Raw genomic sequence first — 17,327 nt, 5'->3', positions numbered from 1 at the left:
AGCCCGGCTCAACCCTTGAGGGCGTTGAGCTCGTCGACGCGGATCGAGGACTTGTTGCGGAACAGCAGGACCAGGATGGCCAGGCCAATGGCCGATTCGGCAGCGGCCACGGTGAGGATGAAGAACACGAACACCTGGCCGTGCATGTCGCCCAGGTAGTGGGAGAAGGCCACGAAGTTCATGTTGACCGCCAGCAGCATCAGTTCGATGGCCATCAGCAGCACGATCAGGTTCTTGCGGTTCAGGAAGATGCCGATCACCGACAGGGTGAACAGGATGGCCCCGAGGGTCAGGAAATGGGTCAGCGTCAGGGTCATGCCTGTTTCTCCTCAACGGCGGGCGCGGGCGCCGGTGCCTCGCGTGTGGCGGCCACCTGCACCACGGCCAGACGGTCGCGCGCCTTCACGCGCACCTGCACCGAAGCATCCACGGCCTTGCTGTCCTTGCGCTGGCGCAGCGTGAGCGCGATGGCAGCGATGATGGCCACCAGCAGGATCACAGCCGCGATTTCAAGCGGGTAGAGGTATTCGGTGTAAAGCAGTTTGCCCAGCTCGCGCGTGTTCTCGATCTGCCCTGCCGCAGCGGCTGGGCTCAAAGTGACCGAACCAAATCCACCGCTCAGGATGGCCCACATCTCAACAGCCAACACGCCGCCAATCAGCACAGCCAAGGGGAAGTTTTGCCAGAAACCCCAGCGGTCGCCTTCGATGCGGATGTCCAGCATCATGACGACAAAAAGGAACAGCACCATGACGGCGCCGAGGTAGACCAGCACCAGGGTGATGGCCAGGAATTCGGCCTTGAGCAGCATCCACACGGCGGCCGCCTGCGAGAAGGCCAGCATGAGGTAAAGCACCGCGTGCACGGGGTTGCGTGCCGTGACGACCCGGAAGGCCGCGAACAGCAGCACCGCCGAGAAGAAGTAGAAGAAGCCGGTTGTGACGTCCATGGGATTTCAGCTTTGTGCGTTGGGCGTTCAGCGGTAGGGAGCGTCAGCGGCCTTGGCGGCGGCGATCTCTTTTTCGTAGCGGTCGCCCACAGCCAGCAACATGTCCTTGGTGAAGTACAGGTCGCCCCGCTTTTCACCGTGGTACTCGAAGATGTGGGTTTCGACGATGGCGTCCACCGGGCAGGCTTCTTCACAGAAGCCGCAGAAGATGCACTTGGTCAGGTCGATGTCGTAGCGCGTGGTTCGGCGCGAGCCGTCGTCGCGCTGTGCAGCCTCGATGGTGATGGCCATGGCAGGGCACACGGCTTCACACAGCTTGCAGGCGATACAACGTTCTTCACCGTTCTCGTAACGGCGCTGCGCGTGCAGACCACGGAAGCGCGGCGACAACGGCGTTTTTTCCTCGGGGAACTGCACCGTCACCTTGCGGCGGAACATGTACTTGCCGGTCAAGGCCATGCCCTTGAAGAGCTCGGCCAACATGAAGGAGGACACGAAGTCCTTGATGGAAGCAGCGGTCATTCTTTTGCTCCCTTATTTAAAAATATTCCACGGGGACACCATCCAGCCGCCGATCACCAGCAGCCACACCAGGGTGACCGGAATGAAGATCTTCCAGCCCAGACGCATGATCTGGTCGTAGCGGAAGCGCGGGAAGGTGGCGCGGATCCAGATGAACATGGACACGACCAAGAAGGTCTTGATACCCAGCCAAATCCAGCCTGGAATCCAGTTGAGCAAATCGCTGTCAATCGGGGGCAACCAGCCGCCCAGGAACATCAACGCGGCCAGGATGGAGACCAGCCACATGCTGGCGTATTCGGCCAGGAAGAAGATGGCAAAACCCATGCCCGAGTACTCGACCATGTGGCCGGCCACGATCTCGGCCTCGCCTTCGACCACGTCAAAGGGGTGGCGGTTGGTTTCGGCCACGCCCGAGATCAGGTAGACCATGAAAATGGGCAGCAGCGGCAGCCAGTTCCACGACAGGAAGGTCAGGCCCAGGTCGGCCATCATCCCTCGGCCTTGGGCGGCCACGATCTCACCCAGGTGCAGGCTGCCCGACACCATGATGACCACCACCAGGCAGAAGCCCATGGCGATTTCGTAGCTGACCATCTGGGCCGAGGCGCGCAGCGCGCCCAGGAAGGCGTACTTGGAGTTGGAGGCCCAGCCAGCAATGATCACGCCGTAGACCTCGATGGAGGTGATGGCCATGATCAGCAGCAGGCCGGCGTTGACGTTGGCCAGGATGGCATCCGGCCCGAAGGGAATGGCCACCCACGCGGCCAGCGCCGGCATGATGGCCATGATGGGGCCGAGGCGGAACAAACCCTTGGACGCAGCGGTCGGCTGAATCAGTTCCTTGGTCAGCAGCTTGAGTGCGTCGGCGATGGGTTGCAGCAAGCCCATGGGGCCCACGCGGTTGGGGCCGTGGCGGACCTGGATCCAGCCCAGCAGCTTGCGTTCCCACAGCGTGAGGTAGGCCACTGCGCCCATCAAAGGAGCGAGCACCGCCACGATCTTGATCAGCGCCCAGAGCACCGGCCAGACGATGCCCGTCCACCAGTAGGCGGCGAACAGGCCGAGGCCGCCGTTGTACATCGCGTCGATCATGCCAGGGCCTCCTGCGCGGCACGCGCGTCAGCGGTGAGTTGCAGCGAGGGCGCGCGGCGCACGACACCATCGAGTTGGTAGATGGACGCCTGGGCAGGTTGGCCCTGCACCGGCGACAAATCGGCTGCCACCGCGGTGGTGTTGTTCAGTGCACTTGCAGGCAGTTGCAGCGGGGCGGTGTGACCGGTCAGCCCGTGCTGAGCCAGCACCTCGGCCAGCACATCTTGCGCGGTTTCGTGTTTGAAGCCAGGCAAAGCCAGCAGGTTGCCCAACACACGCAACACCTTCCACGCGGGGCGGGTGTCGCCCAGTGGGCGCGCCACGGCGTAGAAGCTTTGCAGCAGGCCTTCGGCATTCACGAAGCTGCCCGGGGTTTCGGTCCAGGGTGCGATGGGCAGCAACACGTCGGCCACGTCCATGTTGGCCTTGAAGGGGCTGAAGCTCACCACCATCTCGGCGCTCTGCAGGCCCGCCACACCGGCTGCGCTGTCGAACGCGGGTTCGTTGTTGAGCAGCAAGACAGCCTTCAAGCCACCCGCCAGCATCTGGCCTGCGTTTTTGCCTTGGGCACCGGGCAGTGCGCCCACCCACTGGGCACCCACGGTGTTGGCGGCTTCGGTGAGGTAGCCCACCGAGGCACCGGTTTGCTCACCAATCCACTGCGCCACCGCCAGCAGGCTGGCCGCAAAGGCGTGGTGCGCTGCGGCATTGCCCAGCAACACGGCCTTGCGCTCGCCACCCAGCAGGGAACGGGCGATGGCATCGGACTCCACATGCGTCGGCACGTTCCAAGGTGAGGCAATGCCTTTTTCGCGTGCAATGGACGCAGCGACTTGGGCCAGCGCTTGCACCCACACACCGCTCTCAGCGACCAGCGTGTTGGCCACAGGCATGGCCCAGTCGTGCACGCGGCTGTTCACCGCATTCACCTGCCCGCCCTTGCGCACGGCCTGGCGGATGCGCTGGGCAAACAACGGGTGGTCTTTGCGCAGGTTAGAACCCACCACCAGCACGCGCTGCAGGGTGGACAAGGACGCGATGGACGTGCCCAGCCACCGCACCGCAGGTGCGTTCCGGTCTGCGCCGTTGCTGTTGCCGAAGTCGGCGTGGCGCAGCCGGTGGTCGATGTTGTCGCTGCCCAGGCCACGCACCAGGGCGCCAGCCAACGCGAGCTCTTCCACCGTGCTGTGCGGGCTGGCCAACAAGCCAATGCTCGACGCACCGAAGTCGTTCTTGATCTGCTTCAGACCGTTGGCCACGTATTCCAACGCGGTCTGCCAATCCACCGTCTTCCATTCGCCGCCTTGCTTGAGCATGGGGGCGGTCAGGCGCTGGTCGCCGTTGAGGGCTTCGTAGCTGAAGCGGTCGCGGTCGGCGATCCAGCACTCGTTCACGGCCTCGTTCTCCAGCGGCACCACGCGCATCACCTGGTGGTTTTTCACCTGGACGATGAGGTTGGCGCCGGTCGAGTCGTGCGGGCTCACGCTCTTGCGACGCGAGAGTTCCCAGGTGCGGGCGCTGTAGCGGAAAGGTTTGCTGGTGAGCGCGCCCACGGGGCAAATGTCGATCATGTTGCCCGACAGTTCGGAATCCACCGACTGACCGACAAATGTTTCGATCTCAGAATGTTCGCCACGGTGCGACATGCCCAGCTCCATCACGCCGGCCACTTCCTGACCAAAGCGCACGCAGCGGGTGCAGTGGATACAACGGCTCATCTCCTCCATGGAGATCAGCGGGCCCACATCCTTGTGGAACACCACGCGCTTCTCTTCTTCGTAGCGCGATTTGCCGGCGCCGTAGCCCACGGCCAAGTCCTGCAACTGGCACTCGCCGCCCTGGTCGCAGATGGGGCAGTCCAGCGGGTGATTGATCAGCAGGAACTCCATGACCGACTGCTGGGCCTTGATGGCCTTGTCGCTCTTGGTGCGCACGATCATGCCTTGTGTCACAGGCGTGGCGCAGGCCGGCATGGGCTTGGGTGCTTTTTCCACATCGACCAGACACATGCGGCAGTTGGCCGCGATGGACAGCTTCTTGTGGTAGCAGAAATGGGGAATGTAGGTGCCCGCCTTTTCGGCCGCATGCATGATCATGCTGCCAGGGGCGATGTCCACCTTCTTGCCGTCGAGTTCGATTTCAACCATGTTGTTTTCTCACGCGGGTGACACGCGCTCAGGCGGCCGTCTTGACCAGGGACGTCTTGTGTTCGATGTAGTGCTCGAACTCGGGACGGAAGTGCTTGATCATGGCGCGCACCGGCATGGCCGCCGCATCGCCCAGGGCGCAAATGGTGCGGCCCATGATGCTTTCGGCCACGTTGTCCAGCACCGCCATGTCGGCCGCCTTGCCCTGGCCGCCGTGGATGCGTTCGACCAGCCGGAACAGCCAGCCCGTGCCTTCGCGGCAGGGTGTGCACTGGCCACAGCTTTCGTGCATGTAGAAGTAGGACAGGCGCTTGAGCGATTCGACCATGCAGCGCGTGTCGTCCATCACGATGAGTGCGCCCGACCCCAGCATGGACCCGGCCTTGGCGATGGAGTCGTAGTCCATCGTGCATTCCATCATGATGTGTGCGGGCAGCACCGGGGAGGACGATCCACCCGGGATCACCGCCTTGAGCGTGCGGCCCTTGCGCACACCGCCAGCCAGTTCCAGCAGCGTGGCAAACGGCGTGCCCAGCGGAATTTCGTAGTTGCCGGGGCGCTCCACATCACCGCTGACCGAAAAGATCTTGGTGCCACCGTTGTTGGGCTTGCCACATTCGAGGTAGGCCTGGCCGCCGTTGCGGATGATCCAGGGCACGGCCGCGAAGGTCTCGGTGTTGTTGATGGTGGTCGGCTTGCCATACAGACCATAACTGGCCGGGAACGGCGGCTTGAAGCGTGGCTGGCCTTTTTTGCCTTCCAGCGATTCGAGCAACGCGGTTTCTTCGCCGCAGATGTAAGCGCCAAATCCGTGGTGAGCGTGCAGCTGGAAGCTGTAGTCGCTGCCCAGGATGTTGTTGCCCAGGTAGCCAGCGGCACGCGCTTCTTCCAGCGCGGCCTCAAAACGTTCGTAGACCTGGAAAATCTCGCCGTGGATGTAGTTGTAGCCCACGTTGATGCCCATCGCGTAGGCGGCAATCGCCATGCCTTCGATGACGATGTGGGGGTTGTACATCAGGATGTCGCGGTCCTTGCAGGTGCCCGGCTCGCCCTCGTCCGAGTTGCACACCAGGTACTTCTGCCCCGGGAACTGGCGCGGCATGAAGCTCCACTTCAAACCGGAAGGGAAACCCGCGCCGCCCCGGCCACGCAGGGCCGATTCCTTGACGGTGGCAATCACTTGGTCCTGGGTCATGCCAACGACGCCGGTCTCGGGATCGGGGGACGAACCGTCCTTGCCCAGGATCTTGCGCAGGGCCTGGTAGCCACCACGCGCTTCGTAGTCCTTCAGGCTCCAGTTGCTGCCGTTGAGGCCGGCGTAGATCTGGGGGCTGATGTGGCGGTCATGGAAACAGGTCTGCACGCCGGTGGCGAGGAACTGGTTGAGCACCTGGTTGGCGTTCATCACTTGCCCTCCGATGCTTTGAGGCCTTCGATCAGTTGATCGAGTTTGTCGTTGCTCATGAAGCTGCACATGTGGCGGTCATTGACCAGCATCACCGGCGCGTCGGCACAAGCGCCCAGGCATTCGCTTTGCTGCAGGGTGAACAGGCCATCGGCCGTGGTCTCGCCCATGTGCACACCCAGCTTGCCTTCGAGGTAATGCAAGGCCTTCTGTCCATCGCGCAGCTGGCAAGGCAGGTTGGTGCAGACGTTGAGCTTGAATTTGCCCACCGGCCGCTGGTTGTACATGTTGTAGAAGGTCGTGACCTCATGCACCGCCATGGGCGCCATGCCCAGGTATTCGGCGATTTCACGCTCGGCGTCGGTGCTGACAAAACCTTGCTCCTGCTGCACGATGGACAGGCAGGCCATCACGGCCGACTGCGCCTGCTCAGGCGGGTACTTGGCGACTTCGCGGTCAAACCGCGCGCGGGTAGCTTCGGAAATCATCGGTCGATCTCTCCAAACACGATATCCAGCGTGCCGATGATGGCAACGGCGTCGGCCAGCATGTGGCCACGGGCCAGCTCGTCGAGCGCAGCCAGGTGCACGAAGCCAGGCGGACGGATCTTCAGACGGTAAGGTTTGTTGGCACCATCACTGGCCAGGTAGATGCCGAACTCGCCCTTGGGGTGTTCGACCGCCGCGTAGGCTTCGCCTTCGGGCACGTGGAAACCTTCGGTGAAGAGCTTGAAATGGTGGATCAGCTCTTCCATGCTCGACTTCATCGCTTCGCGCGAAGGCGGCGCCACCTTGTGGTTGTCGGTGATGACCGGACCCGGGTTCGCACGCAGCCAGTCCACACACTGCTTGATGATGCGGTTGGACTGCGCCATCTCTTCCATGCGGACCAGATAGCGGTCGTAGCTGTCGCCCGTCTTGCCCACCGGGATGTCGAATGCCATGCGGTCATAGACATCGTAGGGCTGCTTTTTGCGCAGGTCCCAGGCGATGCCGGAACCACGCAGCATGGGCCCGGTCAGGCCCAGGTTGATGGCGCGTTCAGGCGCCATGATGCCCACATCCACCGTGCGCTGCTTCCAGATGCGGTTGTCGGTCAACAGCGTGTGGTACTCGGCCAGGTAGGTCGGGAAACGCTGGGTGAAATCGTCGATGAAGTCCAGCAGAGAACCCTGGCGGTTCTCGTTCATTTGCGCCAAGGCCTTGGCGTTCTTGATCTTGCTGACCTTGTACTGCGGCATGGTGTCCGGCAGATCGCGGTAGACGCCACCCGGACGGAAGTAAGCCGCGTGCATGCGCGCACCAGACACCGCTTCGTACATGTCGAACAGGTCTTCGCGTTCGCGGAACGCGTAGATCAGAATGGTCGAGCTGCCGCAGTCGTTGCCGTGCGAACCCAGCCACATCAGGTGGTTGAGCAGGCGGGTGATCTCGCTGAACATCACGCGGATGTACTGCGCGCGGATGGGCACCTCCAGACCCAGCAGCTTTTCGATGGCCAGGCAGTAGGCATGCTCGTTGCACATCATCGAAACGTAGTCCAGCCGGTCCATGTAGGGCAGCGACTGGATGAAGGTCTTGCTCTCGGCCAGCTTCTCGGTGGCGCGGTGCAGCAAACCGATGTGCGGGTCGGCACGTTGCACGACTTCGCCGTCCAGTTCCAGCACCAGGCGCAACACGCCGTGGGCGGCAGGGTGCTGCGGACCGAAGTTCAGGGTGTAGTTCTTGATTTCGGCCATGACTCAAAGTCCACCGTAGTTGTCTTCGCGGATGATGCGCGGCGTGATGTCGCGTGGCTCGATCGTGACCGGCTCGTAGACCACGCGCTGACGCTCAGCGTCGTAGCGCATTTCCACATGCCCCGACAGCGGGAAATCCTTGCGGAACGGGTGCCCCACAAAACCGTAGTCGGTGAGGATGCGGCGCAGGTCGTTGTGGCCTTCAAACACAATGCCGTAGAGATCAAAGGCTTCGCGCTCGAACCAGTTGGCCGCAGCCCATACGCCATTCACGGAATCGACCACCGGCAGATCGTCATCGGCGCAGAAGACCTTGACACGCAAGCGCTGGTTCAGCTCCATGGACAACAAGTGCGACACGACACAAAAACGTGCCCCGTCCCATTGCCCATCGCGGTAAGCGGAATAGTCCATGCCACACAGATCGATCAACTGATCGAAACGGCAACCCGGGGCGTCGCGCAGCGTTTGCATGGCCACCAGGTAGTCGGCCTGCGACACCTGAACCGTGACCTCGCCCAAGGCGATGTCGATGCGACGAAGCTTGTCGCCCAACGCGGCGACCACCGCGTCCTGAATGGCCTCTGGCCGAACGGCAAATTCACTCATGGCAGTCCTCAGGCACGCGCAATGGTTTGGGTGCGGCGGATCTTCTGCTGCAACTGGATGATGCCGTACAGCAGCGCCTCGGCCGTGGGCGGACAACCGGGCACGTACACATCCACCGGCACGATGCGGTCACAGCCACGCACCACGGAATAGCTGTAGTGGTAGTAGCCACCACCGTTGGCACATGAACCCATGGACAACACCCAACGTGGCTCGCTCATCTGGTCGTAGACCTTGCGCAGCGCGGGCGCCATCTTGTTGCACAGCGTGCCGGCCACGATCATCAGATCGGACTGGCGTGGGCTGGCGCGAAAGACCTCGGAGCCAAATCGCCCGATGTCGTAACGCGCCGCGGCCGCGTGCATCATCTCCACCGCGCAGCAGGCCAGACCAAAGGTCATGGGCCACAGGGAACCGGTCTTGGCCCAGTTCACCACCGAGTCGTAGCTGGTGGTGACAAAACCTTCTTTCAGGACGCCTTCAATCATGTGTTGTGTTCCTCAGAATTCGACCGGTCGCCGCCGGGCCGCCCCAAGGCGACCACACCCCCTCGGGGGGCAGCGAAGCACACGAAGTGGCAAGTGTGGGGGTCATGTTCACTCCCAATCCAGAGCGCCCTTTTTCCACTCGTAGGCAAAGCCCACAACCAGAATGCCCAGGAAGACCACCACCGACCAGAAGCCGACCGCACCCACGTCCTGCAAGGCCACGGCCCACGGGAAGAGGAAGGCGATTTCCAGGTCGAACAGGATGAACAGGATGGCCACGAGGTAATAACGCACGTCGAACTTCATGCGCGCGTCTTCGAAGGCCTCGAAGCCACATTCGTACGGGGAGTTCTTTTCCGCATCGGGCTTGTTGGGACCCAGAATGTAGCCCAACAGCTGCGGCAGCACACCGACCGCGATACCCACAATGATGAACAGAAGAACGGGCAGGTATTGGTCGAGGTTCATCTTGCGTGTACCAGGGGCGCCAGCAGGCGCCATGTGTGCCAAATGATTGGTGCCGACGGCGAGACTCGAACTCGCACAGCTTTCGCCACTACCCCCTCAAGATAGCGTGTCTACCAATTTCACCACGTCGGCATTTGTCAGAAATCGCTGTCTCGCTAAGTCCACGAGGGATTGGTGTGGACTTGCTGACAAGCGTAGGAGTTTACCCTGAAACAAGGCGGGTTTTTGGCCCGGACCGTTGAAATTCGGTCACCAGCCCCACCCCACCTGCGGGAAGGTGTGGGCCGCCTGACAAGCGCTCCCACACCCCATGACATGAGGCTTACTGCGCCGGAATTTGTGGCGCACCAGGCGCCGTGGTGGGCGCAGGTGTGGCGGGCACACCACCCGCAGCACCAGGCGCTGCCTCCACCGGCACGGGCACGGTTTCCAACACACTGCCACTCGCGGCCGTGGGGCGCAGGTTACCGAAGTAGGCCAGGCCCAAAGTGCAAGCCAGAAACACCGTGGCCAGCACCGCCGTGCTACGCGACAGGAAGTTGGCGCTGCCCGAGGCGCCGAACAGGCTGGCCGAACCACCACCGCCGCCACCAAAGGCCGCACCGGCGTCCGCACCCTTGCCGTGTTGCATCAGGATCAGGCCAATCATTCCGATGGCGGCCAGGATTTGCACGGCCAGCAAAATGGTCATCAACACATTCATTCTTTGCTCCAAAAAGTCGAAAAGCGACGCCTCAGCACTCAGCTGCGGGCGGCGCGGATGATCTGCAGAAAATCGGGCACCTTGAGCGACGCGCCGCCGATCAGGCCACCGTCGATGTCGGGCATGGCCAACAAGCTGGCCGCGTTGGCGGCGTTCATGCTGCCGCCGTAAAGGATGTGCACACGCTTGTCGGCGTTGACCGTGGCGGCCGCCACCTGGGCGCGCAGCACATGGTGCACCACCTGCGCCTGCTCGGGCGTGGCAGTGCGACCGGTGCCAATGGCCCAGACGGGTTCGTAAGCCACCACCATCTCGCTGCTGCAGTGGCCCACGGTGTGGATCACGGCAGCCAATTGACGCTTGACCACAGCCTCGGTCTGGCCCGCATCGCGCTCGGCCAGGGTTTCACCGACGCAGACGATGGGCGTAATGCCCGCCGCCAGCGCACGTTGCGCCTTGGCCGCCACCACCTCGTCCGTTTCACCGTGGTACTGCCGGCGCTCGGAGTGGCCCACGATGGCGTAACGGCAGGCGAAGTCGCGCAACATGGCCGCGCTCACCTCGCCCGTGTAGGCGCCCGATTCGTGGGCCGACACATCTTGTGCGCCCCAGGCGATGGGGCCCTTGCCCAACAACTGCTGCAACTGCGGCAGATAGGGCGCGCTGGCACACAGCGCCACCAGCACCGACTGGTCTTGCGCTTCGAGGCCTTGTTGAAAACCTTGCAGCAAGGCCTCGTTGGACGCGAGGCTGCCGTTCATTTTCCAATTGCCGACGATGAGCTTTTTCATCTCTTGATTCCGGGTAAGCAACTTCAGGCCCAGCTCAGCACCAGCTTGCCGATGTGCTGGTTGCTTTCCATCAGCGCATGCGCCTGCGCCGCCTGCGCGGCCGGGTACACGTTGTGGATCACGGGTTTGATGGCACCACTTTCGATCAGCGGCCACACCTTGGCCTTGAGCGACTGCGCGATGGCGGCTTTGAATGCCACCGGGCGCGGACGCAAGGTGGAGCCGGTGATGGTCAGGCGGCGGCGCAACACGGCGCCCGCATTGAACTCGGCCTTCACACCGCCCTGCACGGCGATGATGACCAGCCGGCCTTCATCGGCCAGGCAGTCAATCTCACGCGCAACGTAAGCACCAGCCACCATATCGAGGATGACGTTGACACCGGCACCACCGGTGACATCGGCCACCTCGCGCACGAAGTCCTGCGTCTTGTAGTTGATCGCGTGGTCGGCGCCCAAAGCCAGGCAGGCTTTCGCCTTGTCGTCGCTGCCCACGGTGACGATCACGCGCGCGCCCAGGGCTTTGGCCATCTGGATGGCCGTGACCCCAATGCCGCTGGAGCCACCCTGGATCAGCAGGGTTTCGCCCGGCTGCAGGTGGACGCGGTCGAACACATTGCTCCAGACCGTGAAGAAAGTTTCGGGCAACGAAGCGGCTTCCACATCGGACAAGCCCACCGGCACCGGCAGGCACTGCCCCACGGGCGCCACGCAGTACTGCGCATAACCGCCACCGGCCACCAACGCGCACACACGGTCGCCCAGCTTCAGGCCTGCCGCGGCCAGGGCCGCTGCATCGCCCGCTTCGATCACGCCAGCCACTTCGAGGCCAGGCAGATCGGAGGCGCCCGGTGGCACGGGGTAGTTGCCGGTGCGCTGCAGCACATCGGGGCGGTTCACGCCCGACGCCGCCACGCGGATCAGCAACTCGCCCGCACCGGCTTCAGGCCGGGGACGCTCGCAGGGTTGCAAGACCTCAGGCCCGCCAAAGGCGGTGATCTCGACAGCTTGCATGGTGGCCATGGCGGCGCTCGCCTTACTGCTGTTGCTGCTGCTCTTGCTGCTGCTGTTGAGCAGCGGCGTCGGCAGCACCACGGTGGTCGGCGCGCTCGGCACGTTCCGGGCGCTCGGCGCGCTCGGGACGGTCGGCCAGGGCCTTCATGGACAGCTTGATGCGGCCCTTCTCGTCGGTCTCCAGCACCTTGACCTTGACGATCTGGCCTTCTTGCAGGTAGTCGGTGACCTTTTCCACGCGCTCGTGGGCGATCTGGCTGATGTGCAGCAGGCCGTCCTTGCCGGGCAGGATGTTGACCAGGGCACCGAAGTCCAGGATCTTGGTGATCGGGCCTTCGTAGACCTTGCCGATTTCGGCTTCGGCGGTGATGGCTTCGATGCGGCGCTTGGCTTCATCGGCCTTGGTCGAATCGGTGGCGGCGATGGTGATGGTGCCGTCTTCCTCGATGTTGATCTGGCAGCCGGTCTCTTCGGTCAGCGCGCGGATGACGGCGCCGCCCTTGCCGATCACGTCACGGATCTTCTCGGGGTTGATCTTCATGGTGAACAGCTTGGGCGCGAAGTTGGACACCTCGGTCTTGGCCTCACCCATGGCGTCCTGCATCTTGCCCAGGATGTGCATGCGCGCTTCCTTGGCCTGGGCCAGTGCCACCTGCATGATTTCTTTGGTGATGCCCTGGATCTTGATGTCCATCTGCAGGGCGGTCACGCCATTGGTGGTACCGGCCACCTTGAAGTCCATGTCGCCCAGGTGGTCTTCGTCACCCAGGATGTCGGTCAGCACGGCAAAACGGTTGCCGTCCTTGATCAGGCCCATGGCGATACCGGCCACGTGCGCCTTCATGGGCACGCCGGCGTCCATCAGTGCCAGGCAGCCGCCGCAGACCGAAGCCATGGACGAGGAGCCGTTGGACTCGGTGATTTCCGACACCACACGCATGGTGTAGGGGAATTCTTCCTTGCTTGGCAACGCGGCCACCAGGGCGCGCTTGGCCAGGCGGCCGTGACCGATTTCGCGGCGCTTCGGCGAACCCACGCGACCCGTTTCGCCGGTGGCGAAGGGAGGCATGTTGTAGTGCAGCATGAAGCGATCTTCGTACTCGCCGGCCAGCGCGTCGATGCGCTGCGCGTCGCGATCGGTACCCAAAGTGGCCACCACCAGCGCCTGGGTTTCACCCCGGGTGAAAAGGGCCGAACCGTGGGTGCGCGGCAGCACGCCGTTGCGGATTTCGATGGCGCGCACGGTGCGGGTGTCGCGGCCGTCGATGCGGGGCTCGCCAGCCAAAATCTGGCCACGCACGATCTTGGCTTCGATCTCGAACAACAGGCCTTCAATGGCCACGCTGTCGAATGCCACGCCTTCGGCCTTCAAGGCCGCCATCACGTCGGCGTAGGCGGTGCGGCAAGCCTGGGTGCGCGCCTGCTTGTTGCGAATTTGGTAAGCGGCTTCCAGCTTGGCCTTGGCCAGACCGTCGATCTTGGCGATCAGGGCCTCGTCCTTGGGCGGCGCTTGCCAGTTCCACTCGGGCTTGCCGGCGTCACGCACCAACTCGTTGATGGCGGCGATGGCGATGTTGCCTTGCTCGTGGCCAAACACGACGGCGCCAAGCATCACTTCTTCGCTCAGTTGCTGGGCTTCCGACTCAACCATCAGCACAGCGGCCTCGGTGCCGGCCACGATCAGGTCCATGGACGAGTTCTTGCGCTCGGTCTGACCCGGGTTCAACACGTACTGGCCGTTGACGTAACCCACGCGGGCAGCACCGATGGGGCCGTTGAAGGGGATGCCCGACACCGACAGCGCAGCGCTGGTGGCGATCATGGCGGCGATGTCGGCGTCGACTTCGGGGTTCAGCGACAGCGTGTGGATGACCACCTGGACTTCGTTGAAGAAACCTTCCGGGAACAGCGGGCGGATCGGGCGGTCGATCAGGCGGCTGGTCAGGGTTTCGAGTTCACTGGGGCGGCCTTCGCGCTTGAAGAAGCTGCCAGGGATCTTGCCGGCGGCGTAGGTCTTCTCGATGTAGTCAACGGTCAGCGGGAAGAAGTCCTGGCCGGCCTTGGCATCGGACTTGGCCACCACGGTGGCCAGCACCACGGTGCCTTCCATGTCGAGCAGCACGGCGCCGCTGGACTGGCGGGCGATTTCGCCGGTTTCCATGCGGACCGAATGCTGGCCCCACTGGAAGGTCTTGGTGACTTTGTTGAACATGGTCATGTGGTTCTCCTGTGTGAGAGGTGCATGTGGCAGCACCCGGCGCCCGGAACCCACATTTGCAGAACACGATGCCATTCCAGCGGACTTGAGGAACCTGCGGCTTCAGGTCCGTTGGAATGACACAGCTTCGCTCTGCTTGATGTGATGTACCCGAAAAATGAAAGGGGAAAAACAAGCGAAAAACGCCTGAGCCAGCGAACCAACCCAGGCGTTTTTGCGCTACTTGGCTACAGCAATTACTTGCGCAGGCCCAGTTTGGCGATCAGAGCCACGTAACGGTCGGCGTCACGGGACTTCAGGTAGTCGAGCAGCTTGCGACGGCGGCTGACCATGCGCAGCAGACCGCGGCGGCCATGGTGGTCCTTGGCGTGGGTCTTGAAGTGGGGGGTCAGCTCGTTGATGCGAGCGGTCAGGATGGCGACTTGGACTTCGGGGCTGCCGGTGTCGGCGGCGCCACGTGCGTTGGCCGCAATGACTTCGGCCTTGACGGATTGAGCGATCATTTCGATTTCCTCGAGGTTACATGCGTCCTGCCGCAGCCGCCCGGACCCAGAAAAACGTTCCCAGACCGGCGCCACAACAGGCGTGAAGATGCCACCCGTTTGGGCAGCAACCCGCGATTATAGCCGGAGCCAGCGCTTGAGTCGATCCACCCCCTCCAGCAGGCGGCCGGTGTCGCGGCTGGCAAAACACCAGCGCAGCCATCCTGCCGCCTCGGGCCCGAAGGCGCTGCCGGGCGCCAGGCCCAGCCCCGCCTCACGCACCAGGCGCTTGGCCACGTCCAGGCAATCGTCCTGCCCGTGGATGCGGAAAAAGGCGTACATACCCCCCAGCGGCGTCGCCACCTCAATGCCCGGCAAGGCCTGCAACGCAGGCACCAGCGTGTCGCGGCAGGTTTTGAGGTGGGCCACCAGGGCGGGCGTCACCTCGTCCGCCCGCGCCAGGGCCTGCAAGGCGGCGCGCTGCACAAACACGGGCGCACACGAGGTGTTGAACTCGATCAGCTTGCCCATTGCGTCGGTCAAACCCGGTGGCATCACCAGCCACCCCAGGCGCCAGCCGGGCATGAGGAAACTCTTGGAGAAGCTGTGGGTGACGATCAGGCGGTCGTCGGCCTTGGCGTGGTCCAAAAAGGACGGCGCGCAGCCATTGGCGGTGGGCGCGTAGTAGAGCCGTTCGTACACCTCGTCGGCCAGAATCCAGGTGCCGGTCTGGCGGCAATGGGCCAGGATGGCGCGCTGCTCATCGGCGCTCAGCGTCCAGCCGCTGGGGTTGTTGGGGGCGTTGACCACCAGCAGACGCGTGCGGGGCGTGATGGCGGCCAGCAGCTCGGCCAGGTCCAGCCCCCAGGCACCGTCCACCCCGGGGCGCAGCGGCACGCGGCGCACCTGCGCGCCCATGATGAGCGGTTGCGCCACCAGGTTGGGCCACACCGGCGTGACGGCCACCACCTCGTCGCCCGCGTCCAGCACGGCCTGGCAGGCCAGCATGAGGCCGTTGACACCGCCGGAGGTGACGGCCAGCCGGTCCGGGAGCCCCTGCCCCGCCTGCGTTGGGTGCAGTCGCGCGGTGTAGGTCGCAAGAGCGGCGCGCAACTCGGGCAAACCAAGGTTGTGCGCGTAAAAGGTTTCGCCCTCGTGGAGCGAGGCGATCGCGGCCTCGCGGATGAAGGCCGGCGTGACCTCGTCGCTCTCACCAAACCAGAACTTGAGCACGCCTTCGCGGCCCAGGCCCTCGTTGGCGACTTCACGGATGCGGGAGCCCTCCAGGGCGCTGACGGTATCTCTCATAACGAGAGATTGTGCGTCAGCGTGGGCGTTGCATCTGGCAGCTGTGCGGCATTTCGGCCTGCTCGGGGCTGATCTGGCGCACGGGGCGGAAACCGAAGCCCGAGCCTTCCACATCGAACTTCACGCCGGGCGCACCCTGTTTGTCCATCACCGCCACCACCAGCGGCTGCTGCAGCTGGTGGTCGCCCGCCCGCATGCGCGCGCTCTGGCCGGCAAAACTCACCTGCACCGTTTCCAGGGCAGCGGCAATGGCTTTGGCCTCGGTGCTGCCAGCGCGTTCGATGGACTGGGCCAGCGACTCGATCAGCAGTTGCATGCGCATGTGCACATAATCGTCTTCTGGCTTGGGGAAACGTTGGCGGAACGACTGGTAGAAGGCCTCGGACTCGCGCATGGCCACGTTGGGGAACCAGTCGGCCACGGCAATCACCTTGCCGATGCCGGCCTCGCCGATGGCCGCAGGCGCGCCCAGCGCGTTGCCGTAGAAGGTGTAGAAGCTGCCCTCAAAACCCACCTCGCGCGCGGCCTTGACCAGCAGCGTCAGGTCATTGCCCCAGTTCCCGGTCAACACCGCCTGCGCGCCGCTGGCCTTGATCTTGGTGGCATAGGGCAAAAAGTCCTTCACGCGTGCCATGGGGTGCAGCTCGTCGCCGACGATCTTCACATCGGGGCGTTTGTCGGCCAGCTGGCGTTTGGCCTCTTTCAGCACCGCCTGGCCAAAGCTGTAGTCCTGGCCGATCAGGTAGATGCTCTTGAGCGCCTTGTCGTCCTTGAGCACGCTCATCAGCGCGTTCATGCGCATGTCCGCGTGGGCATCAAAACGGAAGTGCCAGTAGCTGCACTTCTCGTTGGTCAGCACTGGGTCCACCGCCGAGTAGTTGAGAAACACCACCTGGCGCTGTGGCTCGCGCTCGTTGTGTTTGCCGATGGCATCGATCAACGCCGCCGCCGTGGCCGACGAGTTGCCCTGCACCACCACGTTGATACCGCCGTCCACCGCCGCACGCAGCGACGACAGCGCCTCCTCGTTCTGACCTTTGCTGTCGTAACGCACCAGCGCCAGTGGCCGCGCACCACCCGGCAACTTGACGCCCCCCCGGGCGTTGACACGCTCCACCGCCCACAGCAGGTTGCGGAACACCGATTCGCCGGTGTTGGCCAACGGGCCCGAGAACACCTCAATCATGCCGATGCGCACGGGTGCCGCCGTGGGTGCGGCTGCGGTTTGCGCCAGCGCCCCGCCGGCCGCAGCGGCCCAGCCCAGGCCCGCGATCAGACCAGCCAGCACCTGGCGGCGAAGTTGTCTCATGTGCTTCATGTTCAGGAATACCTTGTGCCAACCGCACGGAGGGGCACGATTGCCACCTGTCGCCAATGCGACAACAATCCGC

At 63.6% G+C, this 17,327-nt stretch carries 18 protein-coding genes and 1 tRNA gene; all 19 read right to left on the bottom strand.

Annotated features, from left to right (window positions below):
- Positions 1-8 precede the first annotated feature (8 nt).
- Positions 9-317 carry an NADH-quinone oxidoreductase subunit NuoK gene (nuoK, locus tag ACFQPB_RS05065; RefSeq protein WP_342129133.1) on the bottom strand — a complete coding sequence of 103 codons (309 nt, stop codon included), beginning with the start codon at positions 315-317 and terminating at the stop codon, positions 9-11.
- Entirely contained in the window at positions 314-949 is a 636-nt protein-coding gene (locus tag ACFQPB_RS05060; RefSeq protein WP_382204287.1) for an NADH-quinone oxidoreductase subunit J, read from the bottom strand. The genes nuoK and ACFQPB_RS05060 overlap by 4 nt, the downstream gene beginning before the upstream one ends.
- 27 nt (positions 950-976) lie before the next feature.
- Positions 977-1,471, bottom strand: coding sequence for an NADH-quinone oxidoreductase subunit NuoI (nuoI, locus tag ACFQPB_RS05055; RefSeq protein WP_382204286.1), 495 nt, complete (start codon positions 1,469-1,471; stop codon positions 977-979).
- 12 nt (positions 1,472-1,483) lie between these two features.
- Positions 1,484-2,566, bottom strand: coding sequence for an NADH-quinone oxidoreductase subunit NuoH (nuoH, locus tag ACFQPB_RS05050; protein ID WP_382220288.1), 1,083 nt, complete (start codon positions 2,564-2,566; stop codon positions 1,484-1,486).
- The gene (nuoG, locus tag ACFQPB_RS05045; protein ID WP_382220286.1) at positions 2,563-4,713 is read right to left on the bottom strand and encodes an NADH-quinone oxidoreductase subunit NuoG; all 2,151 of its coding nucleotides are present in this window, start codon (positions 4,711-4,713) and stop codon (positions 2,563-2,565) included. The genes nuoH and nuoG overlap by 4 nt, the downstream gene beginning before the upstream one ends.
- A 28-nt stretch (positions 4,714-4,741) precedes the next feature.
- Positions 4,742-6,118, bottom strand: a complete 1,377-nt coding sequence (gene nuoF, locus ACFQPB_RS05040; protein ID WP_382220284.1) for an NADH-quinone oxidoreductase subunit NuoF — start codon at positions 6,116-6,118, stop codon at positions 4,742-4,744.
- Positions 6,118-6,606 carry an NADH-quinone oxidoreductase subunit NuoE gene (gene nuoE, locus ACFQPB_RS05035; RefSeq protein ID WP_382220282.1) on the bottom strand — a complete coding sequence of 163 codons (489 nt, stop codon included), beginning with the start codon at positions 6,604-6,606 and terminating at the stop codon, positions 6,118-6,120. The genes nuoF and nuoE overlap by 1 nt, the downstream gene beginning before the upstream one ends.
- Positions 6,603-7,856 carry an NADH-quinone oxidoreductase subunit D gene (locus ACFQPB_RS05030; RefSeq protein WP_382220280.1) on the bottom strand — a complete coding sequence of 418 codons (1,254 nt, stop codon included), beginning with the start codon at positions 7,854-7,856 and terminating at the stop codon, positions 6,603-6,605. Before ACFQPB_RS05030 ends, nuoE begins: the two co-directional genes overlap by 4 nt.
- A 3-nt stretch (positions 7,857-7,859) precedes the next feature.
- Entirely contained in the window at positions 7,860-8,465 is a 606-nt protein-coding gene (locus tag ACFQPB_RS05025; protein WP_382220278.1) for an NADH-quinone oxidoreductase subunit C, read from the bottom strand.
- An 8-nt stretch (positions 8,466-8,473) separates the two neighbouring features.
- The gene (locus ACFQPB_RS05020; RefSeq protein WP_342129124.1) at positions 8,474-8,953 is read right to left on the bottom strand and encodes a NuoB/complex I 20 kDa subunit family protein; all 480 of its coding nucleotides are present in this window, start codon (positions 8,951-8,953) and stop codon (positions 8,474-8,476) included.
- 108 nt (positions 8,954-9,061) lie between these two features.
- Entirely contained in the window at positions 9,062-9,421 is a 360-nt protein-coding gene (locus tag ACFQPB_RS05015; protein ID WP_382204274.1) for an NADH-quinone oxidoreductase subunit A, read from the bottom strand.
- Between the two features lie 47 nt (positions 9,422-9,468).
- Positions 9,469-9,553: transfer RNA gene (locus ACFQPB_RS05010), tRNA-Leu, on the bottom strand.
- Positions 9,554-9,743: 190 nt separating this feature from the next.
- A complete protein-coding gene (gene secG, locus ACFQPB_RS05005; protein WP_382204272.1) occupies positions 9,744-10,124 on the bottom strand; it encodes a preprotein translocase subunit SecG in 381 nt (126 codons plus the stop codon).
- Positions 10,125-10,162: 38 nt separating this feature from the next.
- Positions 10,163-10,915, bottom strand: a complete 753-nt coding sequence (tpiA, locus tag ACFQPB_RS05000) for a triose-phosphate isomerase (RefSeq protein ID WP_382220276.1) — start codon at positions 10,913-10,915, stop codon at positions 10,163-10,165.
- A 23-nt stretch (positions 10,916-10,938) separates the two neighbouring features.
- Entirely contained in the window at positions 10,939-11,928 is a 990-nt protein-coding gene (locus ACFQPB_RS04995; RefSeq protein ID WP_382220931.1) for an NAD(P)H-quinone oxidoreductase, read from the bottom strand.
- 22 nt (positions 11,929-11,950) lie between these two features.
- Positions 11,951-14,146, bottom strand: a complete 2,196-nt coding sequence (gene pnp, locus ACFQPB_RS04990; protein WP_382220274.1) for a polyribonucleotide nucleotidyltransferase — start codon at positions 14,144-14,146, stop codon at positions 11,951-11,953.
- A gap of 236 nt (positions 14,147-14,382) precedes the next feature.
- Positions 14,383-14,649 carry a 30S ribosomal protein S15 gene (gene rpsO, locus ACFQPB_RS04985; protein ID WP_382204266.1) on the bottom strand — a complete coding sequence of 89 codons (267 nt, stop codon included), beginning with the start codon at positions 14,647-14,649 and terminating at the stop codon, positions 14,383-14,385.
- A 117-nt stretch (positions 14,650-14,766) separates the two neighbouring features.
- On the bottom strand, positions 14,767-15,936 hold the full coding sequence (locus ACFQPB_RS04980; protein WP_382220272.1) for a pyridoxal phosphate-dependent aminotransferase: 1,170 nt from the start codon (positions 15,934-15,936) through the stop codon (positions 14,767-14,769).
- 16 nt (positions 15,937-15,952) lie between these two features.
- The gene (locus ACFQPB_RS04975; protein ID WP_382220270.1) at positions 15,953-17,245 is read right to left on the bottom strand and encodes a branched-chain amino acid ABC transporter substrate-binding protein; all 1,293 of its coding nucleotides are present in this window, start codon (positions 17,243-17,245) and stop codon (positions 15,953-15,955) included.
- Positions 17,246-17,327 lie beyond the last annotated feature (82 nt).

The organism is Hydrogenophaga atypica (genome assembly GCF_042665215.1).
GTDB lineage: Bacteria > Pseudomonadota > Gammaproteobacteria > Burkholderiales > Burkholderiaceae_C > Hydrogenophaga > Hydrogenophaga defluvii_A.
This window is presented reverse-complemented; position numbering and strand designations above follow the sequence as displayed.

What these genes read in the sequence shown, in the direction of transcription:
- nuoK (WP_342129133.1), bottom strand. Translation starts at nt 317, where the DNA reads ATGACCCTGACGCTGACCCATTTCCTGACCCTCGGGGCCATCCTGTTC.
- ACFQPB_RS05060 (WP_382204287.1), bottom strand. Translation starts at nt 949, where the DNA reads ATGGACGTCACAACCGGCTTCTTCTACTTCTTCTCGGCGGTGCTGCTG.
- nuoI (WP_382204286.1), bottom strand. Translation starts at nt 1,471, where the DNA reads ATGACCGCTGCTTCCATCAAGGACTTCGTGTCCTCCTTCATGTTGGCC.
- nuoH (WP_382220288.1), bottom strand. Translation starts at nt 2,566, where the DNA reads ATGATCGACGCGATGTACAACGGCGGCCTCGGCCTGTTCGCCGCCTAC.
- nuoG (WP_382220286.1), bottom strand. Translation starts at nt 4,713, where the DNA reads ATGGTTGAAATCGAACTCGACGGCAAGAAGGTGGACATCGCCCCTGGC.
- nuoF (WP_382220284.1), bottom strand. Translation starts at nt 6,118, where the DNA reads ATGAACGCCAACCAGGTGCTCAACCAGTTCCTCGCCACCGGCGTGCAG.
- nuoE (WP_382220282.1), bottom strand. Translation starts at nt 6,606, where the DNA reads ATGATTTCCGAAGCTACCCGCGCGCGGTTTGACCGCGAAGTCGCCAAG.
- ACFQPB_RS05030 (WP_382220280.1), bottom strand. Translation starts at nt 7,856, where the DNA reads ATGGCCGAAATCAAGAACTACACCCTGAACTTCGGTCCGCAGCACCCT.
- ACFQPB_RS05025 (WP_382220278.1), bottom strand. Translation starts at nt 8,465, where the DNA reads ATGAGTGAATTTGCCGTTCGGCCAGAGGCCATTCAGGACGCGGTGGTC.
- ACFQPB_RS05020 (WP_342129124.1), bottom strand. Translation starts at nt 8,953, where the DNA reads ATGATTGAAGGCGTCCTGAAAGAAGGTTTTGTCACCACCAGCTACGAC.
- ACFQPB_RS05015 (WP_382204274.1), bottom strand. Translation starts at nt 9,421, where the DNA reads ATGAACCTCGACCAATACCTGCCCGTTCTTCTGTTCATCATTGTGGGT.
- secG (WP_382204272.1), bottom strand. Translation starts at nt 10,124, where the DNA reads ATGAATGTGTTGATGACCATTTTGCTGGCCGTGCAAATCCTGGCCGCC.
- tpiA (WP_382220276.1), bottom strand. Translation starts at nt 10,915, where the DNA reads ATGAAAAAGCTCATCGTCGGCAATTGGAAAATGAACGGCAGCCTCGCG.
- ACFQPB_RS04995 (WP_382220931.1), bottom strand. Translation starts at nt 11,928, where the DNA reads ATGCAAGCTGTCGAGATCACCGCCTTTGGCGGGCCTGAGGTCTTGCAA.
- pnp (WP_382220274.1), bottom strand. Translation starts at nt 14,146, where the DNA reads ATGACCATGTTCAACAAAGTCACCAAGACCTTCCAGTGGGGCCAGCAT.
- rpsO (WP_382204266.1), bottom strand. Translation starts at nt 14,649, where the DNA reads ATGATCGCTCAATCCGTCAAGGCCGAAGTCATTGCGGCCAACGCACGT.
- ACFQPB_RS04980 (WP_382220272.1), bottom strand. Translation starts at nt 15,936, where the DNA reads ATGAGAGATACCGTCAGCGCCCTGGAGGGCTCCCGCATCCGTGAAGTC.
- ACFQPB_RS04975 (WP_382220270.1), bottom strand. Translation starts at nt 17,245, where the DNA reads ATGAGACAACTTCGCCGCCAGGTGCTGGCTGGTCTGATCGCGGGCCTG.